This window comes from Mangrovimonas aestuarii (assembly GCF_028767185.1).
GTDB classification, from domain to species: Bacteria; Bacteroidota; Bacteroidia; order Flavobacteriales; family Flavobacteriaceae; genus Mangrovimonas_B; species Mangrovimonas_B aestuarii.
On sequence record NZ_JARACK010000004.1, the window covers coordinates 1 to 14,684 of the forward strand.

At 36.9% G+C, this 14,684-nt stretch carries 16 protein-coding genes; 8 read left to right on the plus strand and 8 right to left on the minus strand.

Annotated features, from left to right (window positions below; all coding sequences use genetic code 11):
* The 3 genes from PWU04_RS06155 to PWU04_RS06165 all read left to right on the plus strand — a co-directional run.
* Window positions 1–518 (plus strand): T9SS type B sorting domain-containing protein (locus tag PWU04_RS06155; protein ID WP_274475029.1); only part of this gene is annotated, 518 nt, incomplete at its 5' end.
* 9 nt (window positions 519–527) lie between these two features.
* Window positions 528–1,517: a PorP/SprF family type IX secretion system membrane protein gene (locus tag PWU04_RS06160; RefSeq protein ID WP_274475030.1), complete on the plus strand. Its 990-nt coding sequence runs from the start codon at window positions 528–530 to the stop codon at window positions 1,515–1,517.
* A gap of 59 nt (window positions 1,518–1,576) precedes the next feature.
* On the plus strand, window positions 1,577–2,113 hold the full coding sequence (locus PWU04_RS06165) for a gamma carbonic anhydrase family protein (protein ID WP_274475031.1): 537 nt from the start codon (window positions 1,577–1,579) through the stop codon (window positions 2,111–2,113).
* Between the two features lie 25 nt (window positions 2,114–2,138).
* Here the strand turns inward: PWU04_RS06165 and murI are convergent, their stop codons facing one another.
* The 8 genes from murI to PWU04_RS06205 form a co-directional block, all read right to left on the minus strand.
* The gene (gene murI / locus PWU04_RS06170; RefSeq protein WP_274475032.1) at window positions 2,139–2,918 is read right to left on the minus strand and encodes a glutamate racemase; all 780 of its coding nucleotides are present in this window, start codon (window positions 2,916–2,918) and stop codon (window positions 2,139–2,141) included.
* 70 nt (window positions 2,919–2,988) lie between these two features.
* Window positions 2,989–3,498 (minus strand): OmpH family outer membrane protein, encoded by a 510-nt coding sequence (locus PWU04_RS06175; RefSeq protein WP_274475033.1) that lies wholly within the window; start codon window positions 3,496–3,498, stop codon window positions 2,989–2,991.
* A gap of 32 nt (window positions 3,499–3,530) precedes the next feature.
* The gene (locus PWU04_RS06180) at window positions 3,531–4,433 is read right to left on the minus strand and encodes an OmpH family outer membrane protein (protein WP_274475034.1); all 903 of its coding nucleotides are present in this window, start codon (window positions 4,431–4,433) and stop codon (window positions 3,531–3,533) included.
* Window positions 4,434–4,568: 135 nt separating this feature from the next.
* Complete coding sequence (locus PWU04_RS06185; RefSeq protein ID WP_274475035.1) at window positions 4,569–7,208, minus strand: BamA/OMP85 family outer membrane protein; 2,640 nt, start codon at window positions 7,206–7,208, stop codon at window positions 4,569–4,571.
* A complete protein-coding gene (locus PWU04_RS06190; protein ID WP_406600944.1) occupies window positions 7,180–7,863 on the minus strand; it encodes an isoprenyl transferase in 684 nt (227 codons plus the stop codon). Before PWU04_RS06190 ends, PWU04_RS06185 begins: the two co-directional genes overlap by 29 nt.
* A gap of 56 nt (window positions 7,864–7,919) precedes the next feature.
* Window positions 7,920–8,612, minus strand: a complete 693-nt coding sequence (gene porG / locus PWU04_RS06195) for a type IX secretion system protein PorG (protein WP_274475036.1) — start codon at window positions 8,610–8,612, stop codon at window positions 7,920–7,922.
* Between the two features lie 105 nt (window positions 8,613–8,717).
* The gene (locus PWU04_RS06200; RefSeq protein WP_274475037.1) at window positions 8,718–9,602 is read right to left on the minus strand and encodes an NAD kinase; all 885 of its coding nucleotides are present in this window, start codon (window positions 9,600–9,602) and stop codon (window positions 8,718–8,720) included.
* An 8-nt stretch (window positions 9,603–9,610) separates the two neighbouring features.
* Complete coding sequence (locus PWU04_RS06205) at window positions 9,611–10,270, minus strand: CBS domain-containing protein (protein WP_274475038.1); 660 nt, start codon at window positions 10,268–10,270, stop codon at window positions 9,611–9,613.
* 90 nt (window positions 10,271–10,360) lie between these two features.
* Between PWU04_RS06205 and PWU04_RS06210 the strand changes: the two genes are divergently transcribed.
* The 5 genes from PWU04_RS06210 (at window position 10,361) to tig (ending at window position 14,601) form a co-directional block, all read left to right on the plus strand.
* Window positions 10,361–11,074 carry a pyridoxine 5'-phosphate synthase gene (locus PWU04_RS06210; RefSeq protein ID WP_274475040.1) on the plus strand — a complete coding sequence of 238 codons (714 nt, stop codon included), beginning with the start codon at window positions 10,361–10,363 and terminating at the stop codon, window positions 11,072–11,074.
* 14 nt (window positions 11,075–11,088) lie between these two features.
* Window positions 11,089–11,850: an alpha/beta fold hydrolase gene (locus PWU04_RS06215; protein ID WP_274475043.1), complete on the plus strand. Its 762-nt coding sequence runs from the start codon at window positions 11,089–11,091 to the stop codon at window positions 11,848–11,850.
* A gap of 219 nt (window positions 11,851–12,069) precedes the next feature.
* Window positions 12,070–12,420, plus strand: coding sequence for a phage holin family protein (locus PWU04_RS06220; RefSeq protein ID WP_274475044.1), 351 nt, complete (start codon window positions 12,070–12,072; stop codon window positions 12,418–12,420).
* 33 nt (window positions 12,421–12,453) lie between these two features.
* Entirely contained in the window at window positions 12,454–12,891 is a 438-nt protein-coding gene (locus tag PWU04_RS06225) for a hypothetical protein (RefSeq protein WP_274475045.1), read from the plus strand.
* 381 nt (window positions 12,892–13,272) lie between these two features.
* Entirely contained in the window at window positions 13,273–14,601 is a 1,329-nt protein-coding gene (gene tig / locus PWU04_RS06230; protein ID WP_274475046.1) for a trigger factor, read from the plus strand.
* Window positions 14,602–14,684 lie beyond the last annotated feature (83 nt).

Sequence of the window (14,684 nt, forward strand, 5' to 3'; positions counted from 1 at the left end):
CTACGGTGGTTGTGGTGAGCAGCCCACCGGTTGTGAGCGCCCAGGTGACCAGTGGTGCCTTTGCCGATGACAACACAATCGAGGTGACGGCCATGGGCACTGGCGACCTTCAGGAGTTCGAGTACAGTCTTGACTATGGGCCGTACCAGGACAGCAACGTGTTCCACAACGTATCGGCCGGAGAGCACACGGTAACGGTGCGCGACAAGAACGGCTGTGGAGAGGCCAGTGTGACGGTAGCGGTGATGGACTACATGAAGTTCTTTACCCCGAACGGCGACGGCTACAACGACACCTGGACAATTTCTGCCATGGAGGGACAACTTGACGCAAAAATTTATATATTTGACCGCTACGGAAAACTGCTGAAGCAGCTAAGCCCGAATGGCGACGGTTGGGACGGAACCTTCAACGGGGTTGCCATGCCTACCAGCGACTATTGGTTTACCGTAGAGTACAACGAACCGACAACGGGAGAAAGAAAGACCTTTAGGTCGCACTTTACCCTAAAAAGATAAAAATTGCATATGAGAATGAAAAAAATCTGCTTGGCCGCTATGACCATGCTAGTGGCATTGTTTAGTCAGGCACAGGAGGGACTTCCTGTGTATACAGACTACTTAACCGATAATTACTACTTATTGTTCCCATCTATGGCTGGTGCTGCCAACTGTGCTAAAATTAGAGCTACAGGAAGACAACAGTGGTTTGGGGATGAGGATGCTCCAAAATTGCTAACAATAAGTGGAAATGGTCGAATTGGAGAGTCGCAGTCTGGGATAGGGGCTCAGTTTTTTGCAGACAAAAATGGATATCATTCTCAAACGGGAGGGTATTTAACATATGCACACCATATTTTGTTTTCAAGAAGTGAAGTGGATTTAAATATGTTATCGTTTGGTTTGAGTGTTGGATTTATTCAATATAAATTGGATGAAACAGCTTTTGAAGAATTTGACCCTATTCTTGGTTATATTGAACAAAGCAACACAAACCTAAATTTAGACTTTGGTATGTCTTACCAACTGTACAATTTTTATGTTCACGGAGCTGTTAAAAACATGCTTGATAACGATGGTATAAATAATGATATTCAAGTTACAAGTAATTTAAGACGTTTCTTGTTTGCTATGGGTAATGTCTTTCCAGGTAAAAATGGATGGAGCTTTGAACCTTCTGCAATGTTCCAATATAAAGATGCCACAGAAGAATCTTCATTCGACTTGAATTTTAAGGCGTATAAAGAGATGGACTTCGGTAATATATGGGGAGGATTATCTTATAGAAGAAGCTTAGATGGTGCTGAGTATTTTGACGGAAGCACTAGTAACCAAAAGCTACAATATATTTCTCCCTTAATTGGTATAGATTATAAAGACTTTATGTTTGCTTATACATATTCATACCAAAGTAATTCAATTGTTTTTAACGATGGTGGATTCCATCAAATTACATTAGGATATAACTTTAATTGTAGGAGTTCAAGATATAGTTGTAATTGTCCAGCAGTTAACTAAAATATTTGAACGTCCCGATTTATCGGGACGTTTTTGTTTAACTCATATTCTAGAACGTTATGTTGATTAAAACCGTTAATGGTAAGACTCCAATTATACCTGAAGACTGTTATGTTGCTGAGAATGCGACAATAGTAGGAGATGTTGAAATGGGAACCCAATGTAGTGTGTGGTTTAATGCCGTAATACGTGGAGATGTTCATTATATTAAGATGGGGGAGAGAGTAAATGTACAAGATGGCGCCGTAATTCATGCTACTTACCAAAAAGCGCCTACTACTATTGGCAATAATGTATCAATTGGTCACAACGCCATAGTACATGGCTGCACTATTCACGATAATGTATTGATAGGCATGGGCAGTATTGTCATGGATGATTGTGTTATTGAAAGCAATAGTATAATTGCTGCTGGTGCTGTCGTAACACAGAACACTACTGTTGAGTCTGGTAGTATTTATGCTGGAGTGCCAGCAAAAAAGGTTAAAGATATTAGTAAAGAACTCATATCTGGAGAAATTAATCGAATTGCTAAAAACTACGTTAAGTATTCTTCCTGGTTCAAAGTTGAAGATACAGATAGCGAAATCCAGTAGGTCAATAGAAAATGTTATTTGGGCTTTAAAAAAGCAAACAGTCTACTTTGTCATCGGATTCGAGAAGTCCTCTTAAAACAGATTTATTTCCATTTGTGTAAAACTGATGTGTTGCTTTTTCCAAGGAAGGGTTTAGTAACTGGTTTTTTTCTAAGAGATATTTTGTCTGTTTGGCTACTGCTTCGCCCGAGTCAATTATTTTTACTTGTTTAGGCAATAATTCCAATAATAAAGGCAATAGATAGGGGTAATGGGTACATCCTAGCACCAGATAATCTATTTTGGCAGCAATCATTGGTTTCAAGTACGTCTTCAATAGAGAGCGCATTTCGGAGGAAAGAGTTTTGCCTGATTCAATTAGAGGTACGATGCCTTCGCCTTCTTGTTCAATGACTTTAATACCGTTTGCGTAAAGATCTGATGTTTGATGAAATAACTCGCTCGAGAGCGTGCCCTTTGTTGCTAATATCCCTATAGCTTTGGTTTCGGTTTTTAATGCTGCAGGTTTTATAGCTGGTTCTATTCCAACAAACGGAATATTGTACTTGCCCCGGAGAACTTTTATTGCATTTGTAGTTGCTGTATTGCAAGCAACCACAATAAGTTTACACTTTTTTTGCAATAGTAATTCTGTGTTCTTAATACTCAATTCGATAATGGCTTCTTTACCTTTTGGACCATAAGGAGCATTGGCACTATCGGCAAGATATATGGTGTTTTCATGAGGCAATAAGGCTTTAATTTCCTTGTAGATGGAAGTGCCTCCTATACCTGAGTCGAATATGCCAATTGGGTTTCTGTTCATTTTATACAAAAATAAAAAGCTGTTCCAATATAAGAACAGCTTTTAAAAATATTGTCGGGGTAGTTAAGATTTAAATACCTAATTCTTTTTTAACATCATCTAGAAGGTTTTTACCGTCAGCCATTATAACGCCACCACCTTGTGTAGAATCAAGAACATAATCAAAACCTTGAGCACGAGCTACTTTTAAAATGGCAGTTTTTGCTTTTTCTGTAATAGGTTTTAATAAATCAAGTTCTTTTTGTTGCATATCGCGTTGTGCTTGAGCTTGGAATTGACGAATATTAGCCTCCTTTGTTTGTACTTCTTGTGCACGTCTAGCATTTTCCTCATCTGTTTTGGTTGCTGCTTCTGCTTCATACTGCTTCATTTGGTTTTGAAGCTCAGTTACCATGGCTTGAATATCTGCTTCGTATGTCTTACCAAGTTGCTCCAATTGGCCTTGAGCAGCTTTCATATCTGGCATTGCAGAAATTAAATCAGTGGTATTAATATGGGCAACTTTACTTTGTGCTTGTGTAAAACTAATTGCTCCTATACATAATACTGCAGCAATAAATAAGGTCTTTAATTGTTTCATCGTGTTAATTGTTATTAAGTATTTATAGGTTATTAATTGTTGTTATCGTCTTGCGGTGTTTGTTCTTCGTTTTGTTGAGGATCGTCTGGGTTAGTATTGTTTCCGGAACTGTCGTCTGTATTACTTGAATTCTCTTGCGTTTCGCGTTGATCCAATCTTTCCTGGCGTGCTTTTTCTCTTTCTTCTAAAATCTGCTGTCTTCTTTCTTCAGCTTCTCTTTTTTTAGCTTCTCTGGCTTCGAGAATTTGTTGTCTTCTTTCCTCGGCAGCTTTAGCACGAGCAGCTTTTTTCTCTTCCAAGGCCTTTTGACGTTCTTCTAATTCTGTATTTTCTTCTACTGGAACAACGTCTTCTTCCTCGGCGGCTTTTCTTTCTTGGCGATTTTGTGCTTGTTGGCGTTTGGAAGATCTAGTAATACTTCGCAATACTTGTTCACTAAGATCGAAGCGTTCAGCAGAGTAAAGCATTACAACATCTGCAGATTTGTCGAATATAAAATCGTATTGTTTTGTAGAGGCAATATCTTGTACAGCTGTGAAAATTTGATCTTGAATGGGTTGCATTAATTGCTTTTTTTGAAGCATTAAATCACCATTAGGGCCAAACCTTTTCTGCTGGTATTCCTGGATTTCATTTTCCTCGAATTCAATATCTTCTTCCCGTTCTTCTATTAGCTCTTTGGTTAATAGAGCTTTTTCGTTATTAAGAGCTTCACGTTTTTTTTTGATTTCACTTAAACGTGACTCTATTTCTGCTTTCCATTGTTGTGCTTTGGTATCTAACTGAGCAGATGCTTGCTTGTATTCGGAAATGTTCTCCAAAATATATTCGGTATCTATATAACCAATACGAACACTACGCTGTGCCTGTAAATTCAAGCTGAGCATAAGTAACGTACTTAGTAAAAAAAGAACTCTAAAACTCATCTGTTTCATAATTAAATGTGTTGGGCTATTTAGTCACCAATCAGAAACACTTGAAACATTATTTCTGTTTGTCTCCAAAAGTAACGAATATAAGTGTTATAAATTTTATATCCCAAACCAAATCATTGAAAATACCGTGCCAAATTAGAATTGTTGACCAATAATGAAGTGTGTTTCCCAACCGTTAGCACCAGTCCTTTGACCTGGAAGAGGATCGAAACCATAACCAAAGTCTATTCCAAGCAATCCAAAGGCAGGCATAAAGATTCTAACCCCAAGTCCTGCAGACCTTTTTAGGTTAAATGGATCGTAATCTCTAAAACTATTAAAAGCATTTCCTGCTTCTAGGAAACCTAAAGCATAGATTTTAGCCGCTGGTTTTAGGGTAATAGGGTATCGTAATTCAAGGGAATATCTGTTGTATATAGTTCCCCCGTCAGTAGTAACAATATTATTGTCGTCAACCGGTTGAATGGATTGATTTGGATATCCTCTTAGCATAATGGTTTCTCTACCATCTACATTATAACCTGTAAGTCCATCTCCTCCAAGAAAGAATCGCTCGAAAGGTATTACTCCCCGATCTTGATTATAAGCTCCTAAAAACCCGAATTGAAGTTGTGGACGCAATACCAATTTGTCTACAATACGGTTATACCAAGCGACATCGAATTTTATTTTGTAAAACTCCAACCAATTAAAACGTTGTTGGTCAATTTCAGAAATACGTTCGTTAGCTTCATTTCGTTGAGGAACGGTTGGATTATTAGCCAAAATATCTTCTTGATCTGCTCTTTCTTCTTGTAAAGCTGCGTAATCTACGTTATTAAATAGTGAATAGGGTAAAGTCAACTTAGCACTAACACTAAAACTAGACCCCCCCATTGGGAAAATTGGATCGTTGTAAGTGTTATTTCTACTTAATCCAATGGTATAGGATAAGTTATTAGAATACCCATCACCAAAAGTAAACAGACTTGTATTATAATTTTGAAGATTGTAATGCTGATAACTTATCGCTTGAGATAAAGTAAAATAGTTATCAGGTTTAGAAAGGCGTTTTGCTAGACCTAATGTTATACCTGTAATATTAAAGCGTTTACTTTTATCGGCATCTCTAGTTTCGTAATTGTATAAGAACTGTTTTGTGTGAGATAGAGATGTAGAAAATTGAACTGGTTTTTTACCTCCAAGCCAAGGTTCAGTAAACGAAAAGCTATAGGTTTGGTAGAAACGGCTAGCTTGAAGCCTTAAAGCCAATCTTTGGCCATCTCCCATTGGTATTGGAGTATAAGCTTCCTTATTGAATAGGTTTTTAATAGAAAAGTTGCTAAAAGATAGGCCTAAGGTACCAATGAACCCACCGCCACCGTAACCTCCCTGAAGTTCAATTTGACTGGAGCCGGTCTCTACAACAGAATACTCTATATCCACAGTACCTTCGTTTGGATTAACATTTTTAAACTGTGGCTCTAATTGTGCAGCATCGAAAAAGCCTAATTGACTTAATTCACGAATGGTTCTCATTACATCAGCTTTGCTGTAAAGGTTTCCTGGTCGGGTAAACATTTCTCTATAAATAACCCTGTCGTTGGTTTTTTCGTTGCCTGTTACAGTAATACTATTAAAATAGGCAGGCTTCCCTTCAGATATCCTTATTTCAAGGTCAATAACATTACCTTCTGCATTAACTTCAACAGCATTAATTGATGAAAACAAATAACCACTGTTTTGGTAAAGATTGGTTAAATCGTTTGCGTCTGGTTTAGTATTATCTGCAATTCTCTTATCTAATAGTACACCATTATAGGTGTCTCCTTCATTAATTAAAAGGATACTTTTTAAAACTTCATCAGAGTATACCGTATTTCCGATAAAATTTATTTTACCGAATTTGTATTGTTCACCTTCTTCTAAGTCAATCTTAAGACTTACAGTTTTGTTATCGTTAACCACTAAAGTGTCCGATAAAATACGTGCATCACGATAACCGTTCTCTTTATATTTATCGATAAGACTTACAAGGTCTTCTTTGTAATCTCCTTCTACGTATTTGGAACGCTTATAAACCCTTAAAAAGTTTTTTTGCTTAGTATTTTTCATACTAGCACGAAGTTTTCCGTCAGAAAGGGCTTCGTTGCCATTAAAGACAATGTTATCTACCTTAACTTTTTCACCCTTGTCAATATTGATAACCATATTAACCCGTGATTTTTGAACAGAGTCTTCTACTTGTATGGTATTTATATGGACTTTAGTATTTAAAAAACCTTCTTTTTGATACTTTCTAGTTAAATAGTTTTTAGTAGTTGTAACAAGATTTTCGGTAACTTTTACTCCACTTTGAAGCTTGTTCTCTTCAATTAACTTGTCTATTTTACCTTTTTTTACACCATTTATCTTTAGGTCCTTTAGCTCTGGGAGATCAAAAAGCTTAATTTCTAAATCGGCGTGAGTTCCCTTGATATCAGTTACATAAATATCTATATCACTAAATAAGTTAGAGTTCCACAGTTTTTTTATGGCATTACTAACGGCTTCACCTGGGAGTTGAACTTCCTGACCCTTTCTCAACCCGGAATAGGTGATTATGGTTTGTGCACTAAAGTGACTATTACCAGCCACGGTAATGGTATCGATTGTATATGATCGTCCTTGATTGTATGTTATATCTTGAGCGTTTGCCCCAATGCCGATAACAGTAAGTAGTAGGGTGGTAAAAAGGCGGTTAATGTATGTTCTCAATGGTGTTAAATTAGCTAAGTTGATCACTAGTTTTCCCAAATCGTCTTTCTCTGGTTTGATAGTTTATAATTGCTTCGTACAAATGTTCTCTTGTAAAATCGGGCCAAAGTATTTCAGTGAAATACAATTCGGCATAAGCTATTTGCCATAACAAAAAGTTGCTGATACGTTTTTCTCCACTGGTACGTATCAATAAATCTACGTCTGGCAAATTTTGCGTATAAAGATGCTTATTTATAACCGATTCGTCAATTTTTTCTGGGGAAATTATATTATTTTTAACTTTAATGCTAATTGCCTTTATAGCAGTTGTTAACTCTTCTCTTGAGCCATAACTCAAAGCTAGAGTGAGCGTCATTCTATTATTATCCTCTGTTTTTTCGATGACCTCTAGAAGCTCTTTGTGAACCTTATTTGGCAATAAATCTAAATTCCCAATGGCGTTAAGCTTAATGTTGTTATCAAGAAGGGTCTTGATTTCTTTTTTTAGGGAAGAAACCAATAATTTCATGAGGGTTTGCACCTCTAGCTTAGGGCGGTTCCAGTTTTCAGTAGAAAAAGCGTAAAGTGTAAGGTTCTTTACACCTAGCTCAGCGCAACTCTCCACTGTTTCCCGTACTGATTTAGTACCTCTCTCATGCCCGGCTGCTCGAAGCAGGCCTTGTTTTTTTGCCCACCTACCATTACCGTCCATTATTATGGCGATGTGTTCTGGTAGTCGGTTTATGTCAATGTTTTCTTTTAAACTCACTATTTGTAAATGCAATAACACGGGTTTCTACCAAATGTGTATGTTAGTGTTACGCCTGTAAAGACGTACCAATCATTATTGTTGGTATTCCCAAAGTTAAACTGTTCTCTGTCTTTAGAATCGGCAACGCTGCCATCAAGTTCATCGGTAAAGGTATAGCGGGCTGCTATTTCAAAGCCTAGAATGAAATGATCTAAAAATGTAGTTTTCACACCTATGGCCATAGGAATACCAAATGCCCAACTAGAAGTATCCTCAGAAATTCGAATACCATTATTGTTAAAATAGTAGTTGTCAAAATGAGCTGCTGTAAGTCCGGTAAAAAGGTAAGGTGTAGCCATGCTTTTATCGCGGTGTAGATCAAATTCCCAAAAGGTGTATTCTATACCGCCACCGATTTCCACGATGTTATTACTAAATTCGTAATTACGTTGCTTTCGCCTAGGGTCGTCAGAATCACTGTCTTTTCCCTGCAAATCTGTGAAAGTGAGCGTTATTCGGTAGGCATGGCGGGGGCTTCTATTCCATCTGTACATACCTCCTATAGCCAACTGTTTTGGTGCTATAAAATTTGTAGCACCAACATCTCCAATAAAATTGCTTCCTCCTATAAATCCACCTAATTCATAGATTTGGGAGTAAGAAAACTGGAAGCTTAGTATGCTGATTAGTAAAATGGTTAAAGACCTCATAAATGTTCAAAAGTTTGCAAATATAATAAATAAGATGAGCCTGTAACAATTTGAATTAAATTGTATTAGTTAGTCCTAAAACAGTTTTTATCTTAAAATATTGTTTTAATTGCGTTTGTCTTCCCCCCAAAGCAGTTTTTTTCTCAAAGTGTCCAAAAAGCGTTCATTAGTCAATTCGATCATATTTATACTAAAAGAGGCTTTTTTTATTGTAAGTATCGTGTCGTTGTGCAGGGTTGCGATTCTTGAATCCAAGGATACCAAAAAATGATCTTCCCGACCATTTACCTTTAGTTCAATTTTAGTTGAATCTGTTATTACTAATGGTCGAGCGTTAAGGTTGTGTGGGGCAATAGGAGTAATCACAAAACTGTTTGTATCGGGTGTAATTACCGGGCCGCCACAACTTAGGGAATATCCTGTAGATCCTGTCGGGGTAGAAATAATTAAGCCGTCACTCCAGTAGGAGGTAAGGTGTTCGCCGTTAAGTTTGGTGTCCACTGTGATCATAGCAGTCGTATCCTTTCGGCTAACTGCTATTTCATTAAGTGCGAAATTTAATTCATCAAATGTTTCTGTTGGCGGGTTAGTTTCTATGGCAAGCAAGCTGCGTTTTGATAAACGGTATTGCCCAGCAAGAATAGCATCCAATGCGGTATCTATTTCTTCATGCTGTATGGTGGCCAAAAAACCCAAACGTCCAGTATTTATTCCAACTATTGGAATTTCCAGGTCTTTTACATGTGTTATGGCTCTTAGTATGGTGCCATCTCCACCAATGCTGATAAGAAGGCTGAAGGAGGCATCTAAACTATCAAACACACCGAATTCGCAAAATGCGGCATTTGAGTTTAGTTCAGCATGTATAAGCTTCGAAAACGTTCGTTCAATATAAACGTCGATCTTTTTTTTAAGGAGGTACTTGAGTAACGACTCGATGGAAGCACCAGAGTTTTTATGGTAAAACTGACCGTATATGGCTACCTTCATGTTCACAATTAGATGTCTAAATATTTGTTCAGGTAGTCCGAACGTTTCTTAAGATTTTCCAAATAGGTGTCTTCTTCGTGTCCTGAAATGATGTTATAGCTATAGCGCCTGAATGTTTGGATAATATCGTTTAGCCCAGATTGCCCAATTTTAATGGTTACTTGGACTGTGTCTTGATTCATGCTAGAAATGAAAGTGCCCAACAAGCGACCGTTGTTCGATTCTATAATTTGGCTTATTTCGCTAAAAGAATAATCGTTCACTCCTTTCTCAACAACAAGAATACCTCCTGGTTCGGAGAAAAAGGGGGTTTTATTGAATAAACCTATTATGTCGTTGAGTTCATAATACCCCAAATAATTGTTTTTAATGTCTAGAACCGGCATGACATTGGTGTGGTTTTGGGCAAAGATTTCAAGAACATCCAACCAGTTAGATGTGTCACGAACGTAAAAGCCACTTAAGGTATAAGCGTATTCAGAAATAAATTTATTACTATCAAAGCAGTAAACATCGGCTTCGGAAATAGATCCCAAATAAACCCCTTCCTCATTGATAATAGGGAAGTGTGAATATGTAAGCTGATTGAACAGAAGTTGTAAATCACTTATTTTACTGCTCATTTTAACAGGTTCAATATCGTTGACTATGTAGTCCTGAAGGTTCATACGTTGTAAATTTCCAAGTACGCAAATTAATTAAAAAATAGTACAATAAGCCTGTTGTACTTTGTATTTTTGTGGTTTAAAAGCAGCATTATGACAAAGTTAAGCGTAAACATCAATAAGATAGCAACCTTGAGGAATTCAAGAGGAGGAGATGTTCCTAATGTGGTGCGATTTGCAAAAGATGCCCAAAGCTTTGGAGCAGAGGGCATAACCATACACCCAAGACCAGACGAACGTCATATTCGCTATCAAGATGCTTACGACCTGAAGCCTGAAGTGTATACTGAGTATAACATAGAAGGTAACCCTATTTCTAAATTCATCGACATGGTTTTAGAGGTTAAACCCACTCAAGTAACCCTTGTGCCAGATGCAGATGATGCCATTACTTCAAATGCGGGATGGGATACTATTAAACATCAAAAGTTTTTGGCGGAAGTGATTCAGGAGTTTAAAAATGCTGGAATCCGTACTTCTATTTTTGTTGATCCTGTTTTGGCTCAGATTGAAGGAGCAAAACTTACAGGGACTGATAGAATTGAACTATACACCGAGGCTTTTGCACACGAATATGGGTTAGGGAATACTTCGGCTATAAAACCTTATTCAGACTGTGCCGAACTGGCCAATAGTTTAGGGCTAGGTGTAAATGCAGGGCACGATTTGTCATTGGATAACATCCAGTTCTTTAAAGAGAATATTCCGGGGCTTTTGGAAGTCTCAATTGGTCATGCTCTTATTTCAGAGAGTCTTTATCTGGGAGCTGAAAATGTAATTCAGATGTATCTTAATAAATTGAAATAATCAAAGCAAAGGAAGTGACATTACATTCAAATATTCTTGGAGACGGAAAGCCTTTTGTAATCCTACACGGATTTTTGGGAATGAGTGATAATTGGAAAACCTTAGGAGGGAAATTTAGTGATCAAGGTTATCAAGTTCACCTAGTAGACCAGAGAAATCATGGAAGAAGTTTTCATAGTGATGATTTTGATTATGAACTTTTGGTTGATGATTTAAGAGAATATTGTGAAGTTAATAAGTTGGAGGGTATTGTGCTTTTAGGGCATTCTATGGGTGGTAAAACAGCGATGTTATTTGCGACACAATATCCTGAGTTGGTTTCAAAATTGATTGTTGCTGATATTTCCCCGAGATATTACCCTGTTCACCACGATACTATTTTGGCCGGATTGAGTGCTTTGGATTTCGATGAAGTAAAATCCAGAGGCCAGGCCGATAAGGTTATGCAACAATATGTGTCTGATTTTGGTACTCGCCAGTTTTTATTGAAAAACCTGTATTGGAAGGAAAAAGGACAGCTTGCATTGCGAATGAATTTGGACTCTCTGAGTAGTAATGTTTCTGAAGTTGGAGAGGCTTTACCTATGCATGCAAGGTTTGATGGTGACACCTTGTTTTTGCGTGGTGATCGTTCGGAATATATTATGCCAGACGATGAAAGTTTGATACATGCCCATTTCCCAAATGCTAAAATTGAAACCATAGCTAATGCAGGGCATTGGTTGCATGCCGAAAACCCTACTGATTTTTATAACGCAGTAATTGCGTTTTTATAATCTCTATAGATATTTTTTCTTTTTATAATTAACTCCAAATAATATATCGTGAGGTTTAATTCTGATAGGGGTACTATTACTGTACTTCTAACTTTAAAAATTCTGTTTTTTTTTAGAATTTTTAAAGTTGCCATTTACCGATTTTTGGAAATCTCATAATCCAAGTCTATGGATAATTTCGTACATTTAAAGCAACGAGTTCTAAAAACCAACTAGAGTATGAAGCTTATAATCAAATTATTGCTAACTGCATTGGCTGTTGTGGTCTTGGCAAGGATTCTTCCAGGTGTTCAAGTAGAAGCGTATTCAACAGCTATTATTGTTGCTGTTGTTTTGGCTTTATTAAATGTTATTGTTAAGCCACTTTTGGTGTTGTTTACGCTACCCGCAACCATACTTACTCTCGGTTTGTTTTTGTTTGTTATTAACGCCGTGATTATTCTTTTGGCAGATAAACTGGTTGATGGTTTTGGAGTGGCTAGTTTTTGGTGGGCGTTGCTGTTTAGTGTTCTTCTTTCCGTATTACAGTCGATACTTTACTCTTTACTGGAAGACGAAAAACAAAACTAACTTTTATTAATCTCATCACCAAACAACCATCTCATGACAACTAACCTAAAAATTGCTCAAATAGCCATTGTGATCTTGCCTTTGGCTTTAATGGGGTTTTCTTTACCTCTATCGAATACTGAAAAAGAAAATATTGAAGGAACATGGCAGTGGGAAAACCAAAAAGGAGAGCATACTTCTGTTTTATCGATAAAAGCTATAGATGGAAATAGTTATCAAGGGAGGTACTGCAGTGTGTTTTTTGAAGGGGAGAAAATTGATTGCAATAAAAGGATGGATGATTTTAACGTAGAAATCAAAATGATTAGTCCCAATAGGTTTGAAGGCACCTTCAAAAGCAATTATTCCCAAAAGAAAGGAACTCTAGAATTGACACATTACCCCAAAAAAGGTCAACTCAAATTGGAAATTATCGACCAGCCAAAAGGGGAGTATTATCTTCCGGATGATGCTGTTTTTGTAGGCTTTTAGCAAAAAAATGGTGTAGATAGGTTGTTTTTAGTATCCTTCGCAATCTGGCAACTTTTCTGATTTTATTATTAAAAACTTATTCTTGGGCAATATACCTTCGCTCAAATATTAAATTTCTTTTTAAGGTTGAATGCAATTAACTGATTAGGTGTTTTTTGTATGTGATTTCCTGTGTGTTTATGTCGTAGTAAAAATCATCTTGTTAATTAATTTAACTATCATAAGCACAATGCGTTAAAAACTTTGCTGGCCAAAAAAATTGTTATACTTTTGCACCTCGTTTTTAGGATGGTCTATTTAGAGTTTGACATTAAAAAACGATTAAACAGTTAACAACTATTTATCATTAAATGCCCGTTAGGGCCTTTATAACATTCAAGTATGAATATTACAAGAGAAAACATCGATGCATTAAATGCTGTAGTAAAGGTGGATATCGCTAAGGAAGATTACAGCGGTAAAGTTGAGAAAATCTTATCTGATTACCGTAAAACGGCTAACATACCAGGTTTCCGTAAGGGGCATGTACCTATGCAGATGGTAAAAAAACAATACGGGAAAGCTGTATTGGTTGACGAGGTTAACAAACTATTGCAAGACGCATTGAATAAATATTTAACTGAGGAGAAGCTAGATGTGTTGGGTCAGCCGCTTCCAAAGCCACAAGATAACTTGGATTGGGATGCTGAGACTTTATCATTTGAGTTTGAACTTGGTTTAGCTCCTGAGTTTGACGTTGAATTGAAAGGTAAGGAGACTATCACTCAGTACAATATTGTTGCTGATGACAAAATGATCGACGAGCAAGTTGAGCGTATCCAAAAGCAGTTTGGTAAATTGGTTTCTCAAGATACAATTGCAGAAGATAGCGAAGTAACTGGTACTTACAAGAACGAAGAAAAGGAAATTGAAAATACTGTTACCTTAACTTTAGATAAGTTTGCTGACGATGCTACTCGTAAGCAGTTTGTTGGAGCTAAGATTGGTGATGTAATTACTTTAAACACTAAAGGTCTTTATAGTGATGCTCACGAATTGATGAACGCTCTTAAAGTGTCTCATGACGAGGCTCACGATTTGGATATTGAGGTGACTTTCGAAGTGATTGAAATCAACAAGCGTGAATTAGCAGATTTAGATCAAGAATTATTCGATAAAGTATTTGGTAAGGATGTTGTTAAGTCGGCTACAGAATTGAGAGATAAAATCAAGGAAGATGCTGAAAAGCAATTTGTACAACAAGCTGACCAAAAGTTATTGAACGATGTAACTGAGTATTTGGTTGCTAATACTAAGTTCGATCTTCCTGCTGAATTCCTTCAAAAGTGGATCCAAACTGCTGGAGAAAAAGAATTGGATGAAGCAGAAGCAAAAGAAGAATATGAAAAGTCTGAAAAAAGCTTGCGTTACCAACTGATTGAAGGTAAGTTGATCACCAATAACGATATTCAAGTAACTTTAGAGGATATTAAAGGTCACGCTAAAGATATGATCAAAATGCAAATGGCTCAGTTTGGTCAGATGAATCCATCAGATGAAGAGCTTGAAGGTATTGCTGCTCGTGTATTGTCAAACCAAGACGAAGCACGTCGTATTTCTGAGCAAATCATCAGCCAAAGACTATTGGAAGTGTATAAAGAAAAGGCAAACATCGAGATTAAAGAGGTAACTTACGAAGCGTTTGTAAAAGAAGTATACGGCGACAAATAAGCAGATTCTTTTAAAGAATAAATCATTATATTTAGGCGTTGAATACTCTTGTTCAACGCCTATTTATTATCAATCAATTGTAT

Bases quoted from the DNA above. Each gene is read 5' to 3' on its own strand.
- PWU04_RS06160 (WP_274475030.1), top strand. From the start codon at position 528: ATGAGAATGAAAAAAATCTGCTTGGCCGCTATGACCATGCTAGTGGCA.
- PWU04_RS06165 (WP_274475031.1), top strand. From the start codon at position 1,577: ATGTTGATTAAAACCGTTAATGGTAAGACTCCAATTATACCTGAAGAC.
- murI (WP_274475032.1), bottom strand. From the start codon at position 2,918: ATGAACAGAAACCCAATTGGCATATTCGACTCAGGTATAGGAGGCACT.
- PWU04_RS06175 (WP_274475033.1), bottom strand. From the start codon at position 3,498: ATGAAACAATTAAAGACCTTATTTATTGCTGCAGTATTATGTATAGGA.
- PWU04_RS06180 (WP_274475034.1), bottom strand. From the start codon at position 4,433: ATGAAACAGATGAGTTTTAGAGTTCTTTTTTTACTAAGTACGTTACTT.
- PWU04_RS06190 (WP_406600944.1), bottom strand. From the start codon at position 7,863: ATGGACGGTAATGGTAGGTGGGCAAAAAAACAAGGCCTGCTTCGAGCA.
- porG (WP_274475036.1), bottom strand. From the start codon at position 8,612: ATGAGGTCTTTAACCATTTTACTAATCAGCATACTAAGCTTCCAGTTT.
- PWU04_RS06200 (WP_274475037.1), bottom strand. From the start codon at position 9,602: ATGAAGGTAGCCATATACGGTCAGTTTTACCATAAAAACTCTGGTGCT.
- PWU04_RS06205 (WP_274475038.1), bottom strand. From the start codon at position 10,270: ATGAACCTTCAGGACTACATAGTCAACGATATTGAACCTGTTAAAATG.
- PWU04_RS06210 (WP_274475040.1), top strand. From the start codon at position 10,361: ATGACAAAGTTAAGCGTAAACATCAATAAGATAGCAACCTTGAGGAAT.
- PWU04_RS06220 (WP_274475044.1), top strand. From the start codon at position 12,070: ATGAAGCTTATAATCAAATTATTGCTAACTGCATTGGCTGTTGTGGTC.
- PWU04_RS06225 (WP_274475045.1), top strand. From the start codon at position 12,454: ATGACAACTAACCTAAAAATTGCTCAAATAGCCATTGTGATCTTGCCT.
- tig (WP_274475046.1), top strand. From the start codon at position 13,273: ATGAATATTACAAGAGAAAACATCGATGCATTAAATGCTGTAGTAAAG.